19 protein-coding genes are annotated in these 15,007 nt (G+C 62.0%); 6 read left to right on the plus strand and 13 right to left on the minus strand.

The annotated features are described in order from the left end of the window. Positions 1-226: 226 nt before the first annotated feature. From yihA to AAC850_RS04590, 6 genes are all read right to left on the minus strand, one after another. Positions 227-871 (minus strand): ribosome biogenesis GTP-binding protein YihA/YsxC, encoded by a 645-nt coding sequence (gene yihA, locus AAC850_RS04565; protein WP_340587439.1) that lies wholly within the window; start codon positions 869-871, stop codon positions 227-229. Further along, on the minus strand, positions 868-2,655 hold the full coding sequence (gene yidC, locus AAC850_RS04570) for a membrane protein insertase YidC (protein ID WP_340587440.1): 1,788 nt from the start codon (positions 2,653-2,655) through the stop codon (positions 868-870). The genes yihA and yidC overlap by 4 nt, the downstream gene beginning before the upstream one ends. Before the next feature lie 50 nt (positions 2,656-2,705). Continuing rightward, positions 2,706-2,915 carry a membrane protein insertion efficiency factor YidD gene (gene yidD / locus AAC850_RS04575; RefSeq protein WP_340587441.1) on the minus strand — a complete coding sequence of 70 codons (210 nt, stop codon included), beginning with the start codon at positions 2,913-2,915 and terminating at the stop codon, positions 2,706-2,708. Continuing rightward, positions 2,912-3,304, minus strand: coding sequence for a ribonuclease P protein component (rnpA, locus tag AAC850_RS04580; protein WP_340587442.1), 393 nt, complete (start codon positions 3,302-3,304; stop codon positions 2,912-2,914). The genes yidD and rnpA overlap by 4 nt, the downstream gene beginning before the upstream one ends. A 262-nt stretch (positions 3,305-3,566) precedes the next feature. Continuing rightward, positions 3,567-3,701, minus strand: a complete 135-nt coding sequence (rpmH, locus tag AAC850_RS04585) for a 50S ribosomal protein L34 (protein WP_123880607.1) — start codon at positions 3,699-3,701, stop codon at positions 3,567-3,569. A 72-nt stretch (positions 3,702-3,773) separates the two neighbouring features. Next, positions 3,774-4,571, minus strand: coding sequence for an alpha/beta hydrolase (locus AAC850_RS04590; protein ID WP_340587443.1), 798 nt, complete (start codon positions 4,569-4,571; stop codon positions 3,774-3,776). 126 nt (positions 4,572-4,697) lie between these two features. Here AAC850_RS04590 and AAC850_RS04595 point away from each other — a divergent pair, with 126 nt between their 5' ends. Both AAC850_RS04595 and AAC850_RS04600 read left to right on the plus strand, forming a co-directional pair. Then, positions 4,698-6,194 carry a YifB family Mg chelatase-like AAA ATPase gene (locus AAC850_RS04595; protein ID WP_340587444.1) on the plus strand — a complete coding sequence of 499 codons (1,497 nt, stop codon included), beginning with the start codon at positions 4,698-4,700 and terminating at the stop codon, positions 6,192-6,194. Between the two features lie 62 nt (positions 6,195-6,256). Next, positions 6,257-6,757 carry an MgtC/SapB family protein gene (locus AAC850_RS04600; protein ID WP_340587445.1) on the plus strand — a complete coding sequence of 167 codons (501 nt, stop codon included), beginning with the start codon at positions 6,257-6,259 and terminating at the stop codon, positions 6,755-6,757. Here AAC850_RS04600 and AAC850_RS04605 read toward each other — a convergent pair. Both AAC850_RS04605 and AAC850_RS04610 read right to left on the minus strand, forming a co-directional pair. Continuing rightward, entirely contained in the window at positions 6,754-7,035 is a 282-nt protein-coding gene (locus tag AAC850_RS04605) for a hypothetical protein (RefSeq protein ID WP_340587516.1), read from the minus strand. The genes AAC850_RS04600 and AAC850_RS04605 overlap by 4 nt on opposite strands. A gap of 59 nt (positions 7,036-7,094) precedes the next feature. Next, entirely contained in the window at positions 7,095-7,616 is a 522-nt protein-coding gene (locus AAC850_RS04610; RefSeq protein WP_340587446.1) for a winged helix-turn-helix transcriptional regulator, read from the minus strand. 160 nt (positions 7,617-7,776) lie between these two features. Between AAC850_RS04610 and AAC850_RS04615 the strand changes: the two genes are divergently transcribed. Beyond that, positions 7,777-8,106 (plus strand): DUF8200 family protein, encoded by a 330-nt coding sequence (locus AAC850_RS04615; protein WP_340587447.1) that lies wholly within the window; start codon positions 7,777-7,779, stop codon positions 8,104-8,106. Between the two features lie 95 nt (positions 8,107-8,201). Here the strand turns inward: AAC850_RS04615 and AAC850_RS04620 are convergent, their stop codons facing one another. The 3 genes from AAC850_RS04620 to galE all read right to left on the minus strand — a co-directional run bounded on the left by AAC850_RS04620 (position 8,202) and on the right by galE (position 10,113). Next, positions 8,202-8,819: an HAD family hydrolase gene (locus tag AAC850_RS04620; RefSeq protein WP_340587448.1), complete on the minus strand. Its 618-nt coding sequence runs from the start codon at positions 8,817-8,819 to the stop codon at positions 8,202-8,204. Positions 8,820-8,891: 72 nt separating this feature from the next. After that, positions 8,892-9,017 (minus strand): type B 50S ribosomal protein L36, encoded by a 126-nt coding sequence (ykgO, locus tag AAC850_RS04625; RefSeq protein WP_007165381.1) that lies wholly within the window; start codon positions 9,015-9,017, stop codon positions 8,892-8,894. 88 nt (positions 9,018-9,105) lie between these two features. Then, positions 9,106-10,113: a UDP-glucose 4-epimerase GalE gene (galE, locus tag AAC850_RS04630; RefSeq protein WP_340587449.1), complete on the minus strand. Its 1,008-nt coding sequence runs from the start codon at positions 10,111-10,113 to the stop codon at positions 9,106-9,108. A 95-nt stretch (positions 10,114-10,208) separates the two neighbouring features. On the opposite strand from galE, the gene AAC850_RS04635 reads away from it, so the two are divergent. Beyond that, complete coding sequence (locus AAC850_RS04635) at positions 10,209-10,829, plus strand: DUF4136 domain-containing protein (protein ID WP_340587450.1); 621 nt, start codon at positions 10,209-10,211, stop codon at positions 10,827-10,829. After that, entirely contained in the window at positions 10,826-11,971 is a 1,146-nt protein-coding gene (locus AAC850_RS04640; RefSeq protein ID WP_340587451.1) for a M14 family metallopeptidase, read from the plus strand. The genes AAC850_RS04635 and AAC850_RS04640 overlap by 4 nt, the downstream gene beginning before the upstream one ends. Positions 11,972-11,989: 18 nt before the next feature. Here the strand turns inward: AAC850_RS04640 and AAC850_RS04645 are convergent, their stop codons facing one another. Continuing rightward, entirely contained in the window at positions 11,990-12,688 is a 699-nt protein-coding gene (locus AAC850_RS04645) for a glycoside hydrolase family 25 protein (protein WP_340587452.1), read from the minus strand. Between the two features lie 71 nt (positions 12,689-12,759). Continuing rightward, positions 12,760-13,251, minus strand: a complete 492-nt coding sequence (locus AAC850_RS04650) for a UPF0262 family protein (RefSeq protein ID WP_340587453.1) — start codon at positions 13,249-13,251, stop codon at positions 12,760-12,762. 150 nt (positions 13,252-13,401) lie between these two features. On the opposite strand from AAC850_RS04650, the gene AAC850_RS04655 reads away from it, so the two are divergent. Continuing rightward, complete coding sequence (locus AAC850_RS04655; protein ID WP_340587454.1) at positions 13,402-14,922, plus strand: replicative DNA helicase; 1,521 nt, start codon at positions 13,402-13,404, stop codon at positions 14,920-14,922. The last annotated feature ends 85 nt before the right edge of the window (positions 14,923-15,007 follow it).

Raw genomic sequence — 15,007 nt, forward strand, 5'->3', positions numbered from 1 at the left:
CTGTTGTAACAGGAGATTCACCATGGGTGGCACATTCTGGGATTGGCTTTTTGGCGGCAGCCGCCGTTCGAGCTAACGATCCAAACTAATCGGAAAAGGGTGCCTCTGGCGCCCTTTTTTGTGTCTGGAATAGATGGATTGCGCCGCGGCAGTCTTGGCTGCAAGCGGCCTGCAATCAAGGCGTTACAACGCGCGCTCCTGAACAAAGCGCACTACAGCCCGGGTATTATTCAGCGATGTCGAAAAGAATTGCTGCGCGCAGTTCCTCGATACCCATGCCCTTTTCAGCGCTGGTTATATGGACCTGTGGATAGGCAGCGGGATGCTTGCGCCCCTCTACCGCGACATCGGCAGCAACCTTTTCCACCGCACTCGCCTTGATCTTGTCTGCCTTCGTGAGCACCAGCCGGTAACCGACCGCTGCCTCATCGAGCATCCGCATCATGTCGAGATCGCTTTCCTTCAGTCCATGGCGGCTGTCGATCAGCACCATCGTGCGGCGCAATGGCACGCGGCCGCGCAGGAATGTGCGCACCAGCTTGCGCCATTTCTCGACCACTTTGACCGGTGCCTTGGCAAAGCCGTAGCCGGGCATGTCGACGATGCGGAAGCGGGTCGGATCGCCCACTTCGAAGAAGTTCAGTTCCTGCGTACGCCCGGGGGTCACCGACGTGCGGGCGATGCTCCTGCGCCCGGTCAGCGCATTGATCAGCGAGCTCTTGCCCACGTTCGAGCGGCCGCAGAATGCGACTTCGGGAAAATCGGGATCGGGAATGAACTTGAGCTGCGGAGCGGACAGCAGGAATTCCACCCGACCTGAAAACAGGCGGCTCGCTTCCTTTGCCAGGCGCTGTTGTTCTTCCTCGGTCACCCCTTGGCCTTCTCGGCTTCCTTGCGCGCAGCCTCACGCGCCTTTTCTTCTCGGTCCTTCTCCATCTGCGCCCGCAATTGCGGGTTCTTCGAATAGAGATATTTCTGCTGCGCCAGCGTCAGCACGTTGTTGCTGATCCAGTAGATCAACAAGCCCGCCGCGAAAGGCGCCATAACGAACATGAGCACCCAGGGCATGATCATGAAGATCTGCTGCTGCATCGGGTCCATAGCCGCAGGATTGAGCTTGAACTGGAGCCACATGGTGAAGCCAAGCAATACGGCAAGCACGCCAATGCCGAACACGATCATCAGCAGGTCGGGAACATCGATGCCGATGAGCGCGAGCGCATTGGCAAGGTTTGCCGGATCCTGCTCCGACAGATCGTTGATCCACGCAAACGGCTGGTGGCGCATTTCGATGGCGAGGCGCAGCACCTTGTACAGTGCGAAGAAGATCGGAATCTGGATGAAGATCGGCAGGCAGCCAGCGAGCGGATTGACCTTCTCTTCCTTGTACAGCTTGGCCATCTGCTGTTGCAGCTCGGCCTTGTCGTCCTTGTAGCGTTCCTGCAGCGCCTTCATCTTGGGCTGAACCGCGCGCATCTGCGCCATGCTCTTGAATTGCTTTTGCGCGATCGGGAACAGGATGAGGCGGATGATCAGCGTCAGGCAGATGATCGCGACGCCAAAATTGCCGACCAGCCCGAACAGGAAGATGAGCACCTGCCACATCGGCCATGCGATCCAGCTGAACCAGCCCCAGTCGATGGCATTGCCGAACAACGGGACGCCCTGCGCCTGGTAATCCGAAAGCACGGCGCTTTCCTTCGCCCCGGCGAACAGGCGAGTGGTGCGGGTTACAGATGTACCTGAAGCGACGTTGACCGGCTCGTAGATCAGGTCGGCCCGATAGGTGTCGCCGCCGGCAGAACGGATAGTGCCGCTCGCCGCCTGGCCATCTTCCGCGATGAGAGCGGAAAGCCAGTAGATATCGGTGAAGCCGATCCAGTCGGTCCGGGCACCGAATTCCGCCGGGCCTTCTTCGAGAACTTCGTCGTAATCCCAATCGAAGTCGACTCCGTCCGCATTCGCGGCAATCGGGCCGGAATGGACGTTGAAATTGCTCGCATCGGCGGTCGCGCTGGTGCGGTTGACGAATGCATAGGGGCGTAAGGCCACCGTGCCATCGCCCCTGTTGGCGACGCTCTGCGTGATGGTCAGCATGTAATGCTCGTCGATGGCGAACCGCAGGGCGAAGACCAGTCCCGCGCCATTGTCCCAGCGCAGGGTGACCGGCGTTTCCTGCGTCAGGCGCTCACCGTCCGCCAACTGCCACACCGTATTGGCATCGGGCAGCGACACGCCCTCGCCGACCCAGCCGAACTGCGCGAAATACTGCTCGTCGGTTCCGGCGGGCGAGAACAGGCGGATATTGGGACTGTCTTCTTCGACCGTCTGGCGGTGCGTCTTGAGGTCGATATCGTCGATCCGTGCACCGACCGGATTGATCGAGCCGTGAATTTCCGGCGCATCGATCACGATCCGGTCCGCGCTGGCGAGCGCCGTTTCGACATCGACCACCGGAGAGTGTGCCGCCGATCCGTCCACGCCGGGCGCAGCAATCGTTCCGTCGATACCTGCTACCGCCGTGCCATCGACGCCCGCCGTCGAGGCCGCAACCGGCTCCGGCTCGGGATAATAGGTCCGCATCACGAAATCCCAGCCGAACAGCAGGAGTGCGCTCAGCACGACGGCGATGATTAGGTTACGCTGGTTGTCCAAGGTGAATGATCCGTCGTGATTTTCTATTGCCAGGGTCGGTTAGCGGGGCATCATGGAACCGGGTCATGCCCGTGTCCCCCCCATGGATTGCAGCGCAGTATACGCTTAGCCGCCAGCCATCCACCCCGAATTGCGCCATGCTTCTGCAAAGCCTCGATGGCATAGGCGCTGCAGGACGGCTCAAAGCGGCAGGTCGGCGGAAGAATGCGGCTCGGGCCCAGTTGCCACAGGCGGGCGATAAGAATGAAGACATGCTTCATCGGCCACCTGCCTGCTTGCCGCGGCGGTCACCCTTGCGCGGGCGACGGGGACGATCGCCCTTGCCTTCGGCAGCGCGCTGGAGCGCGATTTCGAGCTCTTGCGCCAATTGACCGAAATCGCGCTCTATCCCGCCTTCGCGGCCGATCAGTATGTGATCATGATCGGGCAGGCCGTGCTCGGGCAGAGCTGCCCAAAACAATTCGCGGAAGCGCCGCTTCATGCGGTTGCGTACCACCGCATTGCCGATCTTCCGGGTAACGGTAATGCCATAGCGCATCCCTTCCCCGCCATTGGGCCGCGCAAGCAGCACGAAGCCGGGCCGCGCGACGCGCAGCCCCCGATTCGCTGCCAGGAAGTCGGCGCGCTTGGTGAGAACGGTGGGGGCCATGGTGTGTTAGATAGTTAGTGCAGTGCGCGAGGGCGAATCATTTGTATGCCTTCAGCCGCCGGCGTTTGCTTTCGCCCTAGCTGGCAGTGCGTGGTAACGCGCTGCCGTCACCGTTCCGCCGCGATTTCATCGCCATTTTGCGAGAATCGCAAAAGAAACGGGTCCCGTTAGGGACCCGCAAGGCCGACTGGCCGTCCGCAGCGGGCGCAGCCTGGCTGCGCGCCTAGCGAGGATGTTCGCCCCGATGGGCGAACTCAAAATATCAGGCGCAGAGCTTCTTGCGACCGCGACGACGGCGGTTGCGCAGGACCTTGCGGCCACCGGGAGTGGCCTTGCGGGCGAAAAAGCCGTGGCGGCGAGCACGCACGAGATTGCTCGGCTGGAATGTGCGCTTCATGGTCGAATACCTCGAAAGTCGAATAAAAAGGGCCGCCAATCGCAGGGCGGCCTCACAATGGTTGGGCGCTTACTAGGGCACGGGGACCAAGTCAAGGTATGCAAGACGTGGCGCAGCCGTTTCTTTCCGGGCGCTTTCAGCATGGCCGCTATCGTCGTTTTGCGCGTCTACCGCAAGCTCGCTGTCGGCCCCTGTCTCGACCCAGCCACGCATTTCGCTGCCGGTCAGCCACAGCGCGTCCTCGAACGGCACCGAATTGGTCATCGCGTAGAAGGCAGCCGCCTGTTGTGCGCCCATGCCCATCTCGGCGTAATAGCTCAGATAGCGGCGATGTTCGGGGGCGTTCAAAGGGTAGTCCTCCGCACCCAACCCACGGTCGTCAAGCCAGCCATGCACGGCGAACTCGCTGCCGGGCTCGATCTCCCGCCGCACCCCGGCAAGGAACAATTCGACCGCGCCCGACCGGACTGAGCCCCCTTCCGGCGCGCGAGTGGCGATGCCAGCCTCGCGAATCATGCGACCAAGTCGCAGATTGGCGCGATCATCATGTGTGCCCGGCGCCTCGATGAACTCCAGCGTGTCGACCGAGGGATAGGCCACCAGCAGGGCGGCAAAATCATCCGGCGAACGGTGCGTGGTGATATCGACGATGGCGACAGTTTGCGGATCGAGCACGCGAAATGCGCCAAATGCGGCAATCGCATTGCTTTCCACCGCCTCCTGCTGCGGCGAAACATAGCGGCCGGCGGTGCGGGAAGTTGTTACCTCCACCCACTCCTCTGTCACCACGACATAATCCTGCGCAGCGACAGGCGCAGCAAGTGCCGCGAGTGCGAGGATTGGGGAGATACAAGGAGCAAGTCTGGCCATGAGGCCATTCTGACAGCCGCAAGCTTCGCAAATCCGAATGCATGCAGTTGCCAAGAGGTTAACGCTCTTTCACTCGACAGCGCGCAAACTGCCGCTATCACATTGGGCCAAAGAGGATTTTGCAAATTGGTTTCATTGGTTTCGACGGTCGCTTATCTGGGGCTGGAGGCGCGTGCCGTGGAGGTGCAGTGCCAGCTGGCCGCCGGGATGCCGCGCTTCTCGGTTGTTGGTCTGCCGGACAAGGCGGTGGGCGAAAGCAGGGAGCGGGTACAGTCGGCTTTGAGCGCGATGGGCCTGTCGCTTCCACCCAAGCGAATAACCGTGAACCTGTCGCCTGCAGACCTGCCCAAGGAGGGCTCGCATTACGACCTGCCAATAGCGCTGGCGCTGCTCGCGGCGATGGGCGTGGTCGATGCCGAAGCGATCAGCGAATGGGTCGCGGTGGGCGAACTGGCGCTCGACGGCAGGATCGTGGCCTCGCCCGGCGTGCTGCTAGCCGCGCTTCATGCCAGCGAGAGCGAAAAGGGGCTTATCTGCCCCAAGGCGCAAGGCCCTGAAGCGCGCTGGGCGAGCGATGTACGGGTGTGTGCGGCGCCCGATCTCACCAGCCTGCTCAATCACCTCAAGGGCAGCCAGCGCCTGCCAGATCCGCAGCCCGGCGAAGTCGAGGCTGAGGCACATGGCCCGGATCTCAAGCAGGTGAAAGGACAGGAAACCGCCAAGCGCGCGCTGGAGATTGCTGCGGCGGGCGGCCACAATCTGCTGATGAACGGCCCTCCCGGCGCGGGCAAATCGATGCTGGCTTCCTGCCTGCCGGGCATTCTCCCGCCGCTGGCTCCGGCAGAGGCGCTCGAGGTCAGCATGGTCGCTTCGGTCGCCGGCACGCTGGAAGGCGGCAAAATCAGCCGCACACGCCCGTTCCGCGCTCCGCATCATTCGGCCAGCATGGCGGCGCTGACCGGCGGCGGTCTACGTGTACGCCCCGGCGAAGTCAGCCTCGCACATCTGGGCGTCTTGTTCCTCGACGAACTGCCCGAATTCCAGCGTGCCGTGCTCGATTCGCTGCGCCAGCCGCTCGAGACAGGCAAGGTCGATGTTGCGCGCGCCAATGCCCATGTCGCCTATCCGGCGCGGGTGCAGCTTATTGCGGCGATGAACCCGTGTCGCTGCGGCCATCTGGGCGATCCGACGCTGGCCTGTTCGCGTGCGCCGCGCTGCGCGGTCGATTACCAAAGCAAGGTGAGCGGACCGATGCTCGACCGGATCGACCTGCATGTCGAAGTCGATCCGGTCAGCGCCGCCGACCTCCACCTGCCGCCCGCGGCGGAAGGCACTGCCGAGGTTGCTGCGCGCGTCGCCATTGCCAGAGAACGGCAGACCGCTCGCGGCGTGCGTTCCAATGCCGAACTGGATGGCGAAGCGTTGGAGGAACACGCTACGCCCGACGTGGCGGGCCGTGCGCTGCTGATGCAGGCAGCGGAGAAGATGCGCCTTTCGGCACGCGGCTACGTCCGCATGTTGCGCGTGGCGCGTACGATCGCCGACCTGGCGGGCGCGGAGCATGTCGGCCGCGTGCATATTGCCGAGGCGCTGAGTTATCGGCGGCAGGCGCCGCGGGCGTAGTGTGTCGCTCGCGCGAAATGTGCCATTGAGAAACCAACGCGGAGATTGGCCATTGGAGGATTATGCCTGACTATCTCACACCCGACGCGATGAGCTGGAGCGATGCGATGGTGCGGATAGCCGCAGCCACGATCTTGCCGTTCCTGGTTGGGCTGGAACGGTTCTGGCGCGACAAGCCGATCGACTTCCGGCCTTTTGTGATAATCTCGGTGGCCTCCGCCGGATTGCTCATGGCGGCAATCGAGATGCTGTCGAATGCCGTCGATTCGCAATCGCAGATTGACCCTACACGCGTAATCGAAGGCGTGATCACCGGCATTGGCTTTCTCGGTGCCGGTGCCATGTTCCGGCAAGGGAACTTTGTGCAGGGAGCCGGTTCGGCAGCTGCGATCTGGAGCGCGGGGGCGATCGGGCTGACCTGCGGCATGGGCGAGATCTGGCTCGGCGCAATGATTGCTTTTATCGTCTTGGTCGTGCTCGTCGCCAGCGGTCCGTTCACTGACAAATGGGACGCCGGACACGAGACCGACAAGGGTGCCGACGGTTCCATCAACAGCGGCTAGTTTTGGTCGTTTTTTGCGGTCCACCAATCGGCATAGGGCGTGTTCTTCACCAGAAAGCGATTGTAGTCGGGCGCGCCGTCGGTCCACCACACGGGCCCGCGCTCGCCCAGTGCAACCTTGGCGGAGTTCACCCGCGCCCGCGCAGCCTTGGTGGCCGCCTCGTCACCCTTGGCATCGCGCACCGCGCGCCGCGCATCCATCAATTCATTGACGAATTGCTGGCGTTCTTCCTCGGACAGGTTTGGGTTGCTGGCCCGCCAGAGCCGCCCGCGCACTATGATATAGCGTCCGTCCTTTGTCCGGGCTGGCGAAGTTGCGGGATTTTGCTGCCGCTCGGTCAGCAGCAATCCTCCGGCTCTTGTTCGGTCGCGCCTTTGACATAGCCGCCGCTTTTCCGGTCAACTGGCTCGCCGACCTTGTCCGGTGTCTGCCAGCCGAGTTCTTCCCAGCTCAGCTCTCGTCCATCATGCGCGCGGATGCCGATGGGCGAAATCGGCAGGCCATCGCGGCAATCGACCAGCACGAGGTTCGGGCTGATATCTTCGGTATAGCGTTCGCCCCACTGGCGCAGGGCCAGCATCGCCGGCAGCAGGCCCAGCCCCTTTTCGGTCAGCCGGTATTCCACCTTGCGCCGGTCCTCCTCGCACGGAGTGCGTGCAAGCACACCATTGCTGACCAGCTTGGCGAGCCGGTTCGATAGGATATTGCGGGCGATGCCCAGCTCCTGCGAGAATTCCTCGAAATGATACAGTCCGTTGAAAGCGGCGCGCAGGATCAGGAACGACCATCGTTCGCCCATAACCTCCAGCGCATGCGGAAGGCCGCAGCCCAGCTCGCGTAACGGTTCTCTGATTCCCATAAATTGCGCCTCTATCCCTGCCCATTCCTACAGCGAAATGCGCGGAAGCCAAAAAAATTCGCACAAGTGGGTTGCGAATCGAAACTCGTATCGATAGGTAGTGATTCGCAACTGGTTGTCAAATGCAACTTACCACGTGCAACAGGAGGAACCCTCTCCCATGTCCTACCTCACAAAGCTTATTGCTGTTCCCGTCCTGTCGCTTGCTGCCATTGCAGCGCCACTTGCGGCTTCGTCGGCACCCCAGACTCCCGTACCGGCACCCGCGTCCTATTTCACTGCCGAGCTTGCCCAGCCGACCGATGAGAACCGCGTCATTGCAGGTGGTGTCGTGTTCAATTGCGAAGGCACCGCTTGCACCGGCCCGCGCAGCCGGGATCGCGAACTGCGCGTGTGCCGCGAATTGCGCCGCGAAGTTGGTACGATCGCAAGCTTCACTGTCGCGGGCGAAGCCTTGCCGGAAAGCCAGTTGGCACGCTGCAACGGCTGACGCACCTCTCCCCAATCCCGCCACCCACCTCTCCATCCGGGTGGCACCCTACTGCTCCGGTCCGCTCAAGCGTGCCGGAGCATTTTTATAGGGAGTCAGAGCAGGCCGCGCACGGTGAGGTCTGCTTCCAGCCGCGCGGCATGGGTGAAGACATGCCCCTGCCACCCGCGCTGCGTGGCGGCGGCGATATTCTCAGCCTTGTCGTCAACGAAGAACAATCGCTCCGGCGGCCGGGCAAACCGCTCTTCGGCCAATGCGTAGATCGCCGGCTCCGGCTTGGCGATCTTCTCAGTGCCCGACACAACGATGTCCGTAAACAGGTCGAAAATCGGCTGCGTCGGGCGAAATTCTGCCCAGAATTCGTCTCCGAAATTGGTCAGGCCGAAAATGGTGACACCGCGCTCGTGCAGCTTTCGGGCGAGTTCCTGCGTACCGGGGACAGGGCCCGGAATCGTTTCATTAAAGCGCGTGGCATAGGCGCGGATATGCTCGGCATATCGCGGGAACTGCGCGATGCGTTCGGGCACCATCTCGGCGAGCGGACGGCCTTCATCGTGCTGGTGGTGCCAATCTTCGGTCACGACATTGCTGACGAACCATTCCAGCTCTTCCGGATCCTCGATCAGCTTGGCGAACAGGCAACGCAGGTCCCACTGGATCAGCACGCGCCCGACATCGAAGACAACTGCGTCCATCACGCGCCCTTCAGACATGCAAAAAGCCCCCGTGGTAGCGGGGGCTTTGCAAGAGACCAGTGCCGCGAATCAAACGCGGCACGGCGCCGATCAGCCCTGGCGGGCCTTGAAACGACGGTTGGTCTTGTTGATCACATAGGTGCGGCCACGGCGACGAATCACGCGGCAATCGCGATGGCGGTTCTTCAGCGACTTGAGGCTGTTGCGGATCTTCATGGTCTTTTCCCGAAAAATAAGCGGCACCGGAGATGGTCTCCGATGCCGGAATTTCAAGGGGCGCGGATAGTCGGCGCTCCCGGCGAAGTCAACCGTTTGTACGGATTTCGGCCAGCTTGCGTTCCCAAGCGAGCGCATGGTTCACGATGGCATCGAGATCGGCGTGCTGCGGCTCCCACGGAAGCGTGGCCTTGATCCGGCTCGGGTCCGAAATCAGCGAATCGGGATCGCCGGCGCGGCGGGGTGCCATTTCGCGCTTGACCTCCATGTTCGTAACCCGGTCGACTGCATCGAGCACTTCGAGCACCGAGAAACCGCGGCCATAGCCGCAATTCATCGTCATCGAAGTGCCTGGCTGCGCGACCAGCGCCTCCAGTGCCAGCACGTGCGCCGCGGCAAGATCGCTGACATGGATATAGTCGCGCACACCGGTACCGTCTGGAGTTTCGTAATCGGTGCCGAACACGCTCACCGAATCGCGCTTGCCCAGCGCGGCTTCCACCGCGACCTTGATCAGATGGGTCGCGCCGGCGGTCGATTGCCCGCTGCGCGCCTGCGGATCGGCACCCGCGACATTGAAATAGCGCAGCGCGCAGTAGTTGAGGTCATGCGCGGCAGCCGTGTCGGCCAGCATCTGCTCGGTCATCAGCTTCGACCAGCCGTAGGGATTGATGGGCGCCTTGGGCGTATCTTCACGCACCGGCGACTCTTCGGGAATGCCATAGGTCGCAGCGGTGGAACTGAAGATGAAATGCGGCACGCCCGCCTTCACCGCCGCGTCAATAAGGGCACGGCTCTTCACAGTGTTGTTGTGGTAATATTTGAGCGGGTCCTCGACGCTTTCCGGCACCACAATGGAGCCTGCGAAATGCATGATCGCTTTCGTGCCTTGCTCCGCAAAGATGCGCGCGAGCAGGTCCGCGTCCTCGATATCGCCTTCATACAGCGGAACGCCATCGGGCACCGCGAATTTGAAGCCGGTCGACAGATTGTCGATCACCGCGACCTTCCAGCCGCGATCGAGCAGGGCGAGGACGGCATGGCTTCCGATATACCCGGCACCGCCGGTTACGAGGACAGGTGTGTGTTCGCTCATAGGTCGCAGCGCCTAGCACGAATGCCTTTTCGGGCAATGCGCGAATTGGCGGATGGGGGATGATTTGCGCGGGAGTAGGCACACGAAGGCATCTGGTGCATTATATCAGTATGAAACATCTCGCCTTCACACTTCTTGCCGCCTGCACCCTTGTGACGGGCTGCGCCACACCGTCCTATGTCTCTCCGGTCGAAGTCACCCGCTACGTGGGAGAAACGCCCAGCTTCCTCGGCCAGGGGACAATCGCCATCACGGCTTCGCCAACGGTAGATGCCGAATCGCTGGAATTCGGGATTTACCGCGATGCCGTTCGGCAGGAACTTGAATCGCTCGGCTACCGTATCGTCGCGGTCAATGGCGGACAGGTCGCCATGATCGACCTTGAAGCCTTCGTCGCCGAAGATGAGCGCCGTCGCAGCGGGGTCGGCGTGGGAGCAGGAGGCTCGACCGGCTCATACGGATCGGGCGTGGGCGTTGGAGTCGGGATCGACCTTGGCAGCCTTTTGTCAGGCGCACCGGCGGAACGGATCGAGCGACAGTTGTTCGTGGCCATCAAGTCACCCGAGGGCGATACCAATTTGTGGGAAGGCCGCGCCAGCATGGTCGCGACCAGCAACAGTGACTATGCCAGCGAAGCGGCTGCCGCTACACGGATGGTCGATGCCCTGTTCGCAGACTTTCCCGGGATCTCCGGTGAAACTATCGAGGTAGAATGACCCAGACCAACATTGTGATCGATGCCGCCTTCGACAGCGGCAATGTGGAAGTCGTGTCGATTGACGGGGCGAGCGCACAGCTTCGCATCCCGCAAGACCGCAACAGCGAATTTGCGCAGTGGTTCCACTTCCGCGTGTCCGGCGCCGCCGGGCGCGAACTGGTGCTGACTTTCGAGAACCTGAAAGACAGCGCTTATCCCCAGGGCTGGCCAGGATACCGCGCCTGTGTTTCGGAAGATCGCGATTTCTGGGGCCGCGCCGACAGCAGCTATGATGACAGCATCGGCAATGGAACGCTGACAGTGCGTTACACGCCGGCTTCCGACATTGCCTATTTCGCCTATTTCGCGCCCTATTCGATGGAGCGGCACCACGATCTTGTGGCCGAAGCGTCGAGCGCCGAAGGCGTGGAATATCGCCGCCTTGGCGAAACGCTCGATGGTCGCCCGCTCGATTGCCTCGAGATGGGTGACGGCGATATGCAGGTGTGGCTCTACGCCCGCCAGCATCCGGGCGAAAGCATGGCCGAATGGTGGATGGAAGGCGCGCTGGAAGTGCTCACCGATCCCACCGATGTCGTGGGCCGCGCCCTGCGCCAGAAGTGCCGCCTGCATGTCGTGCCCAATTGCAATCCCGACGGATCATTCCGGGGCCATTTGAGGTGCAACGCCGATGGCGTGAACCTCAATCGTGAGTGGGCCGATCCCAGCGCAGAGAAATCACCCGAAGTGCTCGCGATCCGCAACGCGATGGACGAAAGCGGGGTCGACTTCGCGATGGACGTCCATGGTGACGAGGCGATTGCCGCCAATTTCCTCGCGGGGTTCGAAGGCATACCGTCATGGACCGACGAACAGGGTGAGAAGATGTATCGCTACCAGCGCATCCTCGATCGCCGTTGCCCCGATTTCCAGACCGAAAAGGGTTATCCAAAATCGGCAGCCGGCAAGGCCAACCTCGCGATCAGCACAAACCAGGTGGCAGAACGCTTTGGCGCGACCGCAATGACGCTGGAAATGCCCTTCAAGGACAATGACGACTGGCCCGATGAAGCGCAGGGCTGGAGCCCGGAACGCTGCAAACTGCTGGCGCGCGATTGCCTTGGCGCGCTGGTCGAATGGCTGGAAAGAGACGCGGGCTAGCGCACTTTCCAGACAGTTCTAGGGCTGCACCACCACCCAGCGCATCTGCTGCCCGTTGGCAGAATTCTTGAGGCGTGTGTTCGTCGTCCACAGCGTCCATGGCCGGCCGCCGTAGTCGGGTTGCAGCCAGTCTTTTTCCAGCCAGAGGTTGCGCTCGATGCGCGAGGCGATGCCATAGGTGCGTTCAAACTCCTCGCTCACCTTCAGCACCACCGGCTGCCCGGCATGGCCTTCAACCTGGTTGATGAAGGTGGTCAGCTCGCTTTCCAGCGCGGCTTCCACCACCGGATCGCCGCAGGCGCTGGCGGGCTTGTCAAGCGCGATGGCAGGCGGGAGGAGTTGCGGATCGCGTGGCACGATGGTGACGAAATTGGCTGCCTGCCGCTCTGCCGGGATGCACGGATCATAGGTGTGCACCGCGCCGTGCATGATGCCCGTTTCGGTCAGTGCTGCGAGATTGCGGCCGAACAGTTCATCGCGCCCCTCGGCGCCGCTGCTCGCCTCGAGATAGACGAAGTCGGCACGTGCAGTGCGCAAGGCAGAGATATCGACCGGGCCATCGCTTGCCCCCATGACCACGCCCTGCACCGGGAATTCCGCGCGCGGCGGAGTCCAGTTCTGCGTGCGGAACCAGAGGAACCCGCCGGTAGCGATCAGCGCGATCAGCAGCAGCGCCTCGATCCAGAAGCGCCATATGGATTTCTTCTTCTTGCCCATCGGGCGCGACCCTTGATTGGTGAATGTTGAGGCTGTCGGTGCGATGTAAGCCCTTGAAGTCAGGGCCTAGCTCAAGCCTTGATATGCAGCACGCAAATTAATGTAAACAAGCGACGCGCGGTTTCGAAATCGGTTTCGACCTTGCCATCAAGCGCCTCGCTCAATTGCCGCGTTCCGCGATCGTGAATGCCACGGCGGGCCATGTCGATGGTTTCGATCTCCTGCGCACTCGCGCGGCGCAAGGCCTTGTAATAGCTGTCGCATATCGCGAAATACTCGCGCACTACGCGGCGCAGGCGGCCAAGGCCCAGCCCGATCGTGCCCGCATCCGCCCCGGCACGATCCTTCAGACCGAGCGCCAGCATCCCCTCGACAATGCCGAGATGGACGTGCCACGGCCCGTCGTGGCCGTTCTCAAGAGCGCGCATCGGACGGAAGAGGTTGTCCTCTACCAGGTCGCGCAAGGCCACTTCGCGCTCTTTCTCGATTTCTTCATTGCGCGCGATGACGGTCGCTTCATCCAGCGTGATCGCTTCGATGCGGTTATCTGTGTCCTGTGCCATCGCCCGGCTTCTTTGGCCCAGTGCAGGGGCATATTGCAATTGCGAAAAGGATAGTGCGACGATTAGTCCCCGCTTTCCACAGGCGGTGATGGAAAAATGTCGCAAGACGCATCTTGCCCGCGCCGCAATCGCTGCGCATTAAGGCCGCATATGTCAGATGAAGACCTCCTAATCCGCAGTGATTCTGTGGGCGACAAAGAAGCGCCCAAGGCCCGCGCCCTCCCCACCAATCTGGAAGCGGAGGCGGCCTTCATCGGTGCCGTGCTGATCGACAACAGGGTGCTGGAGGAACTGCCGATCGAGCTGGCTCCCAAGCATTTCTACGCCCCGGTTCACCAGCGCATTTTCGATCGCGTGCTGATCGGCATCGAAAAGCAGATGATCGTCACGCCGGTCACGCTCAAACCCTATTTCGAAAACGATGAAGGGCTGAAGGAACTGGGCGGAAGCGCCTATCTCGCGCAGCTTACCGCCGATGGTCAGGGCCTGCTGGCGCCGCGCGAACTGGCGCAGCAGATCTATGATCTTGCGCTGTTGCGCGAACTGGTCGGCGTGGGCCGCGACCTCGTTGAAAACGCGCTCGACACCTCGCAGGATGTCGAGCCGATGCGCCAGATCGAAGGAGCGGAAGCGCGCCTGTTCGAAGTGGCCGAAGGCGCGGTGAGCGAGAACACCGGCACCAGTTTCCGCAGCGCATCGCACGAAGCGATCCGCATGGTCGAAGCGGCGATGAATTCGGGCGGCGGCCTGTCGGGCAAGACCACCGGGCTCGAACTGATCGACAACAAGACCGCCGGCCTGCACAATTCCGACCTCATCATCCTTGCCGGGCGTCCGGGAATGGGCAAGTCCTCGCTCGCGATGAACATCGCCTTCAACTGCGCCGAAGAACATTTGCGCCACCAGCGCGATGGCGGTCCGCACAATTACGGCGCGCCCGCGGCATTCTTCAGCCTTGAAATGAGCGCCGACCAGCTGGCCACGCGTATTCTTGCCGAACAGGCGGAAGTCTCGTCCGAAGCTTTGCGGTCGGGCAAGCTCAACCGCGATGAATTCCAGAAACTGTCCTACGCGGCGCAGCGCCTGTCCGAATTGCCGCTCTATATCGACGACACCCCTGCGCTCACCATCTCCGGCCTGCGCACGCGGGCGCGGCGGCTCAAGCGGCGGCACGACATCGGGCTGATCGTGGTCGATTACCTCCAGCTGCTGCAAGGCTCGGGCCGGGCGAGCGACAACCGCGTGAACGAGATTTCCGAAATCTCGCGCGGGCTCAAGACGCTCGCCAAGGAACTGCAGGTTCCGGTCATCGCGCTCTCGCAGCTCAGCCGTGCGGTGGAATCACGCGAGGACAAACGCCCGATGCTGTCGGACCTGCGCGAATCAGGCTCGATCGAGCAGGATGCGGACATGGTGTGGTTCATCTTCCGCGCCGAATATTACCACGAGGCGCTGCGCCCCGACATGCCGAGCGAGACCAGCTCCGAAGCCGATCAGGATAAGTACCGCGTGTGGGAAGACCGATTCCTCGAACTCAAGAACCGCGCCACGCTGATCGTTGCGAAACAGCGTCACGGTTCGACGGGCAATGTGCCGCTGCATTTCCAGAGCGAGTTCACCAAGTTCACCTCGCCCAATATGAAGGACTATTCGGACTACGGATTCGAATAGGACGAAACTTTTGCCCTTCCGCTGAATTGGACTCTTTGCCTGCTGGCAAACCGAGTAAGGAACGGCGATGCGTACCGCGCGACAA

The organism is Erythrobacter alti (assembly GCF_037996805.1).
In the GTDB taxonomy this organism is placed as follows: domain Bacteria; phylum Pseudomonadota; class Alphaproteobacteria; order Sphingomonadales; family Sphingomonadaceae; genus Alteraurantiacibacter; species Alteraurantiacibacter alti.

What these genes read in the sequence shown, in the direction of transcription:
- AAC850_RS04600 (WP_340587445.1), top strand. Translation starts at nt 6,257, where the DNA reads ATGCCTGACTATCTCACACCCGACGCGATGAGCTGGAGCGATGCGATG.
- galE (WP_340587449.1), bottom strand. Translation starts at nt 10,113, where the DNA reads ATGAGCGAACACACACCTGTCCTCGTAACCGGCGGTGCCGGGTATATC.
- AAC850_RS04615 (WP_340587447.1), top strand. Translation starts at nt 7,777, where the DNA reads ATGTCCTACCTCACAAAGCTTATTGCTGTTCCCGTCCTGTCGCTTGCT.
- AAC850_RS04610 (WP_340587446.1), bottom strand. Translation starts at nt 7,616, where the DNA reads ATGGGAATCAGAGAACCGTTACGCGAGCTGGGCTGCGGCCTTCCGCAT.
- AAC850_RS04590 (WP_340587443.1), bottom strand. Translation starts at nt 4,571, where the DNA reads ATGGCCAGACTTGCTCCTTGTATCTCCCCAATCCTCGCACTCGCGGCA.
- AAC850_RS04620 (WP_340587448.1), bottom strand. Translation starts at nt 8,819, where the DNA reads ATGTCTGAAGGGCGCGTGATGGACGCAGTTGTCTTCGATGTCGGGCGC.
- rpmH (WP_123880607.1), bottom strand. Translation starts at nt 3,701, where the DNA reads ATGAAGCGCACATTCCAGCCGAGCAATCTCGTGCGTGCTCGCCGCCAC.
- AAC850_RS04640 (WP_340587451.1), top strand. Translation starts at nt 10,826, where the DNA reads ATGACCCAGACCAACATTGTGATCGATGCCGCCTTCGACAGCGGCAAT.
- AAC850_RS04645 (WP_340587452.1), bottom strand. Translation starts at nt 12,688, where the DNA reads ATGGGCAAGAAGAAGAAATCCATATGGCGCTTCTGGATCGAGGCGCTG.
- AAC850_RS04655 (WP_340587454.1), top strand. Translation starts at nt 13,402, where the DNA reads ATGTCAGATGAAGACCTCCTAATCCGCAGTGATTCTGTGGGCGACAAA.
- ykgO (WP_007165381.1), bottom strand. Translation starts at nt 9,017, where the DNA reads ATGAAGATCCGCAACAGCCTCAAGTCGCTGAAGAACCGCCATCGCGAT.
- rnpA (WP_340587442.1), bottom strand. Translation starts at nt 3,304, where the DNA reads ATGGCCCCCACCGTTCTCACCAAGCGCGCCGACTTCCTGGCAGCGAAT.
- yidD (WP_340587441.1), bottom strand. Translation starts at nt 2,915, where the DNA reads ATGAAGCATGTCTTCATTCTTATCGCCCGCCTGTGGCAACTGGGCCCG.
- AAC850_RS04650 (WP_340587453.1), bottom strand. Translation starts at nt 13,251, where the DNA reads ATGGCACAGGACACAGATAACCGCATCGAAGCGATCACGCTGGATGAA.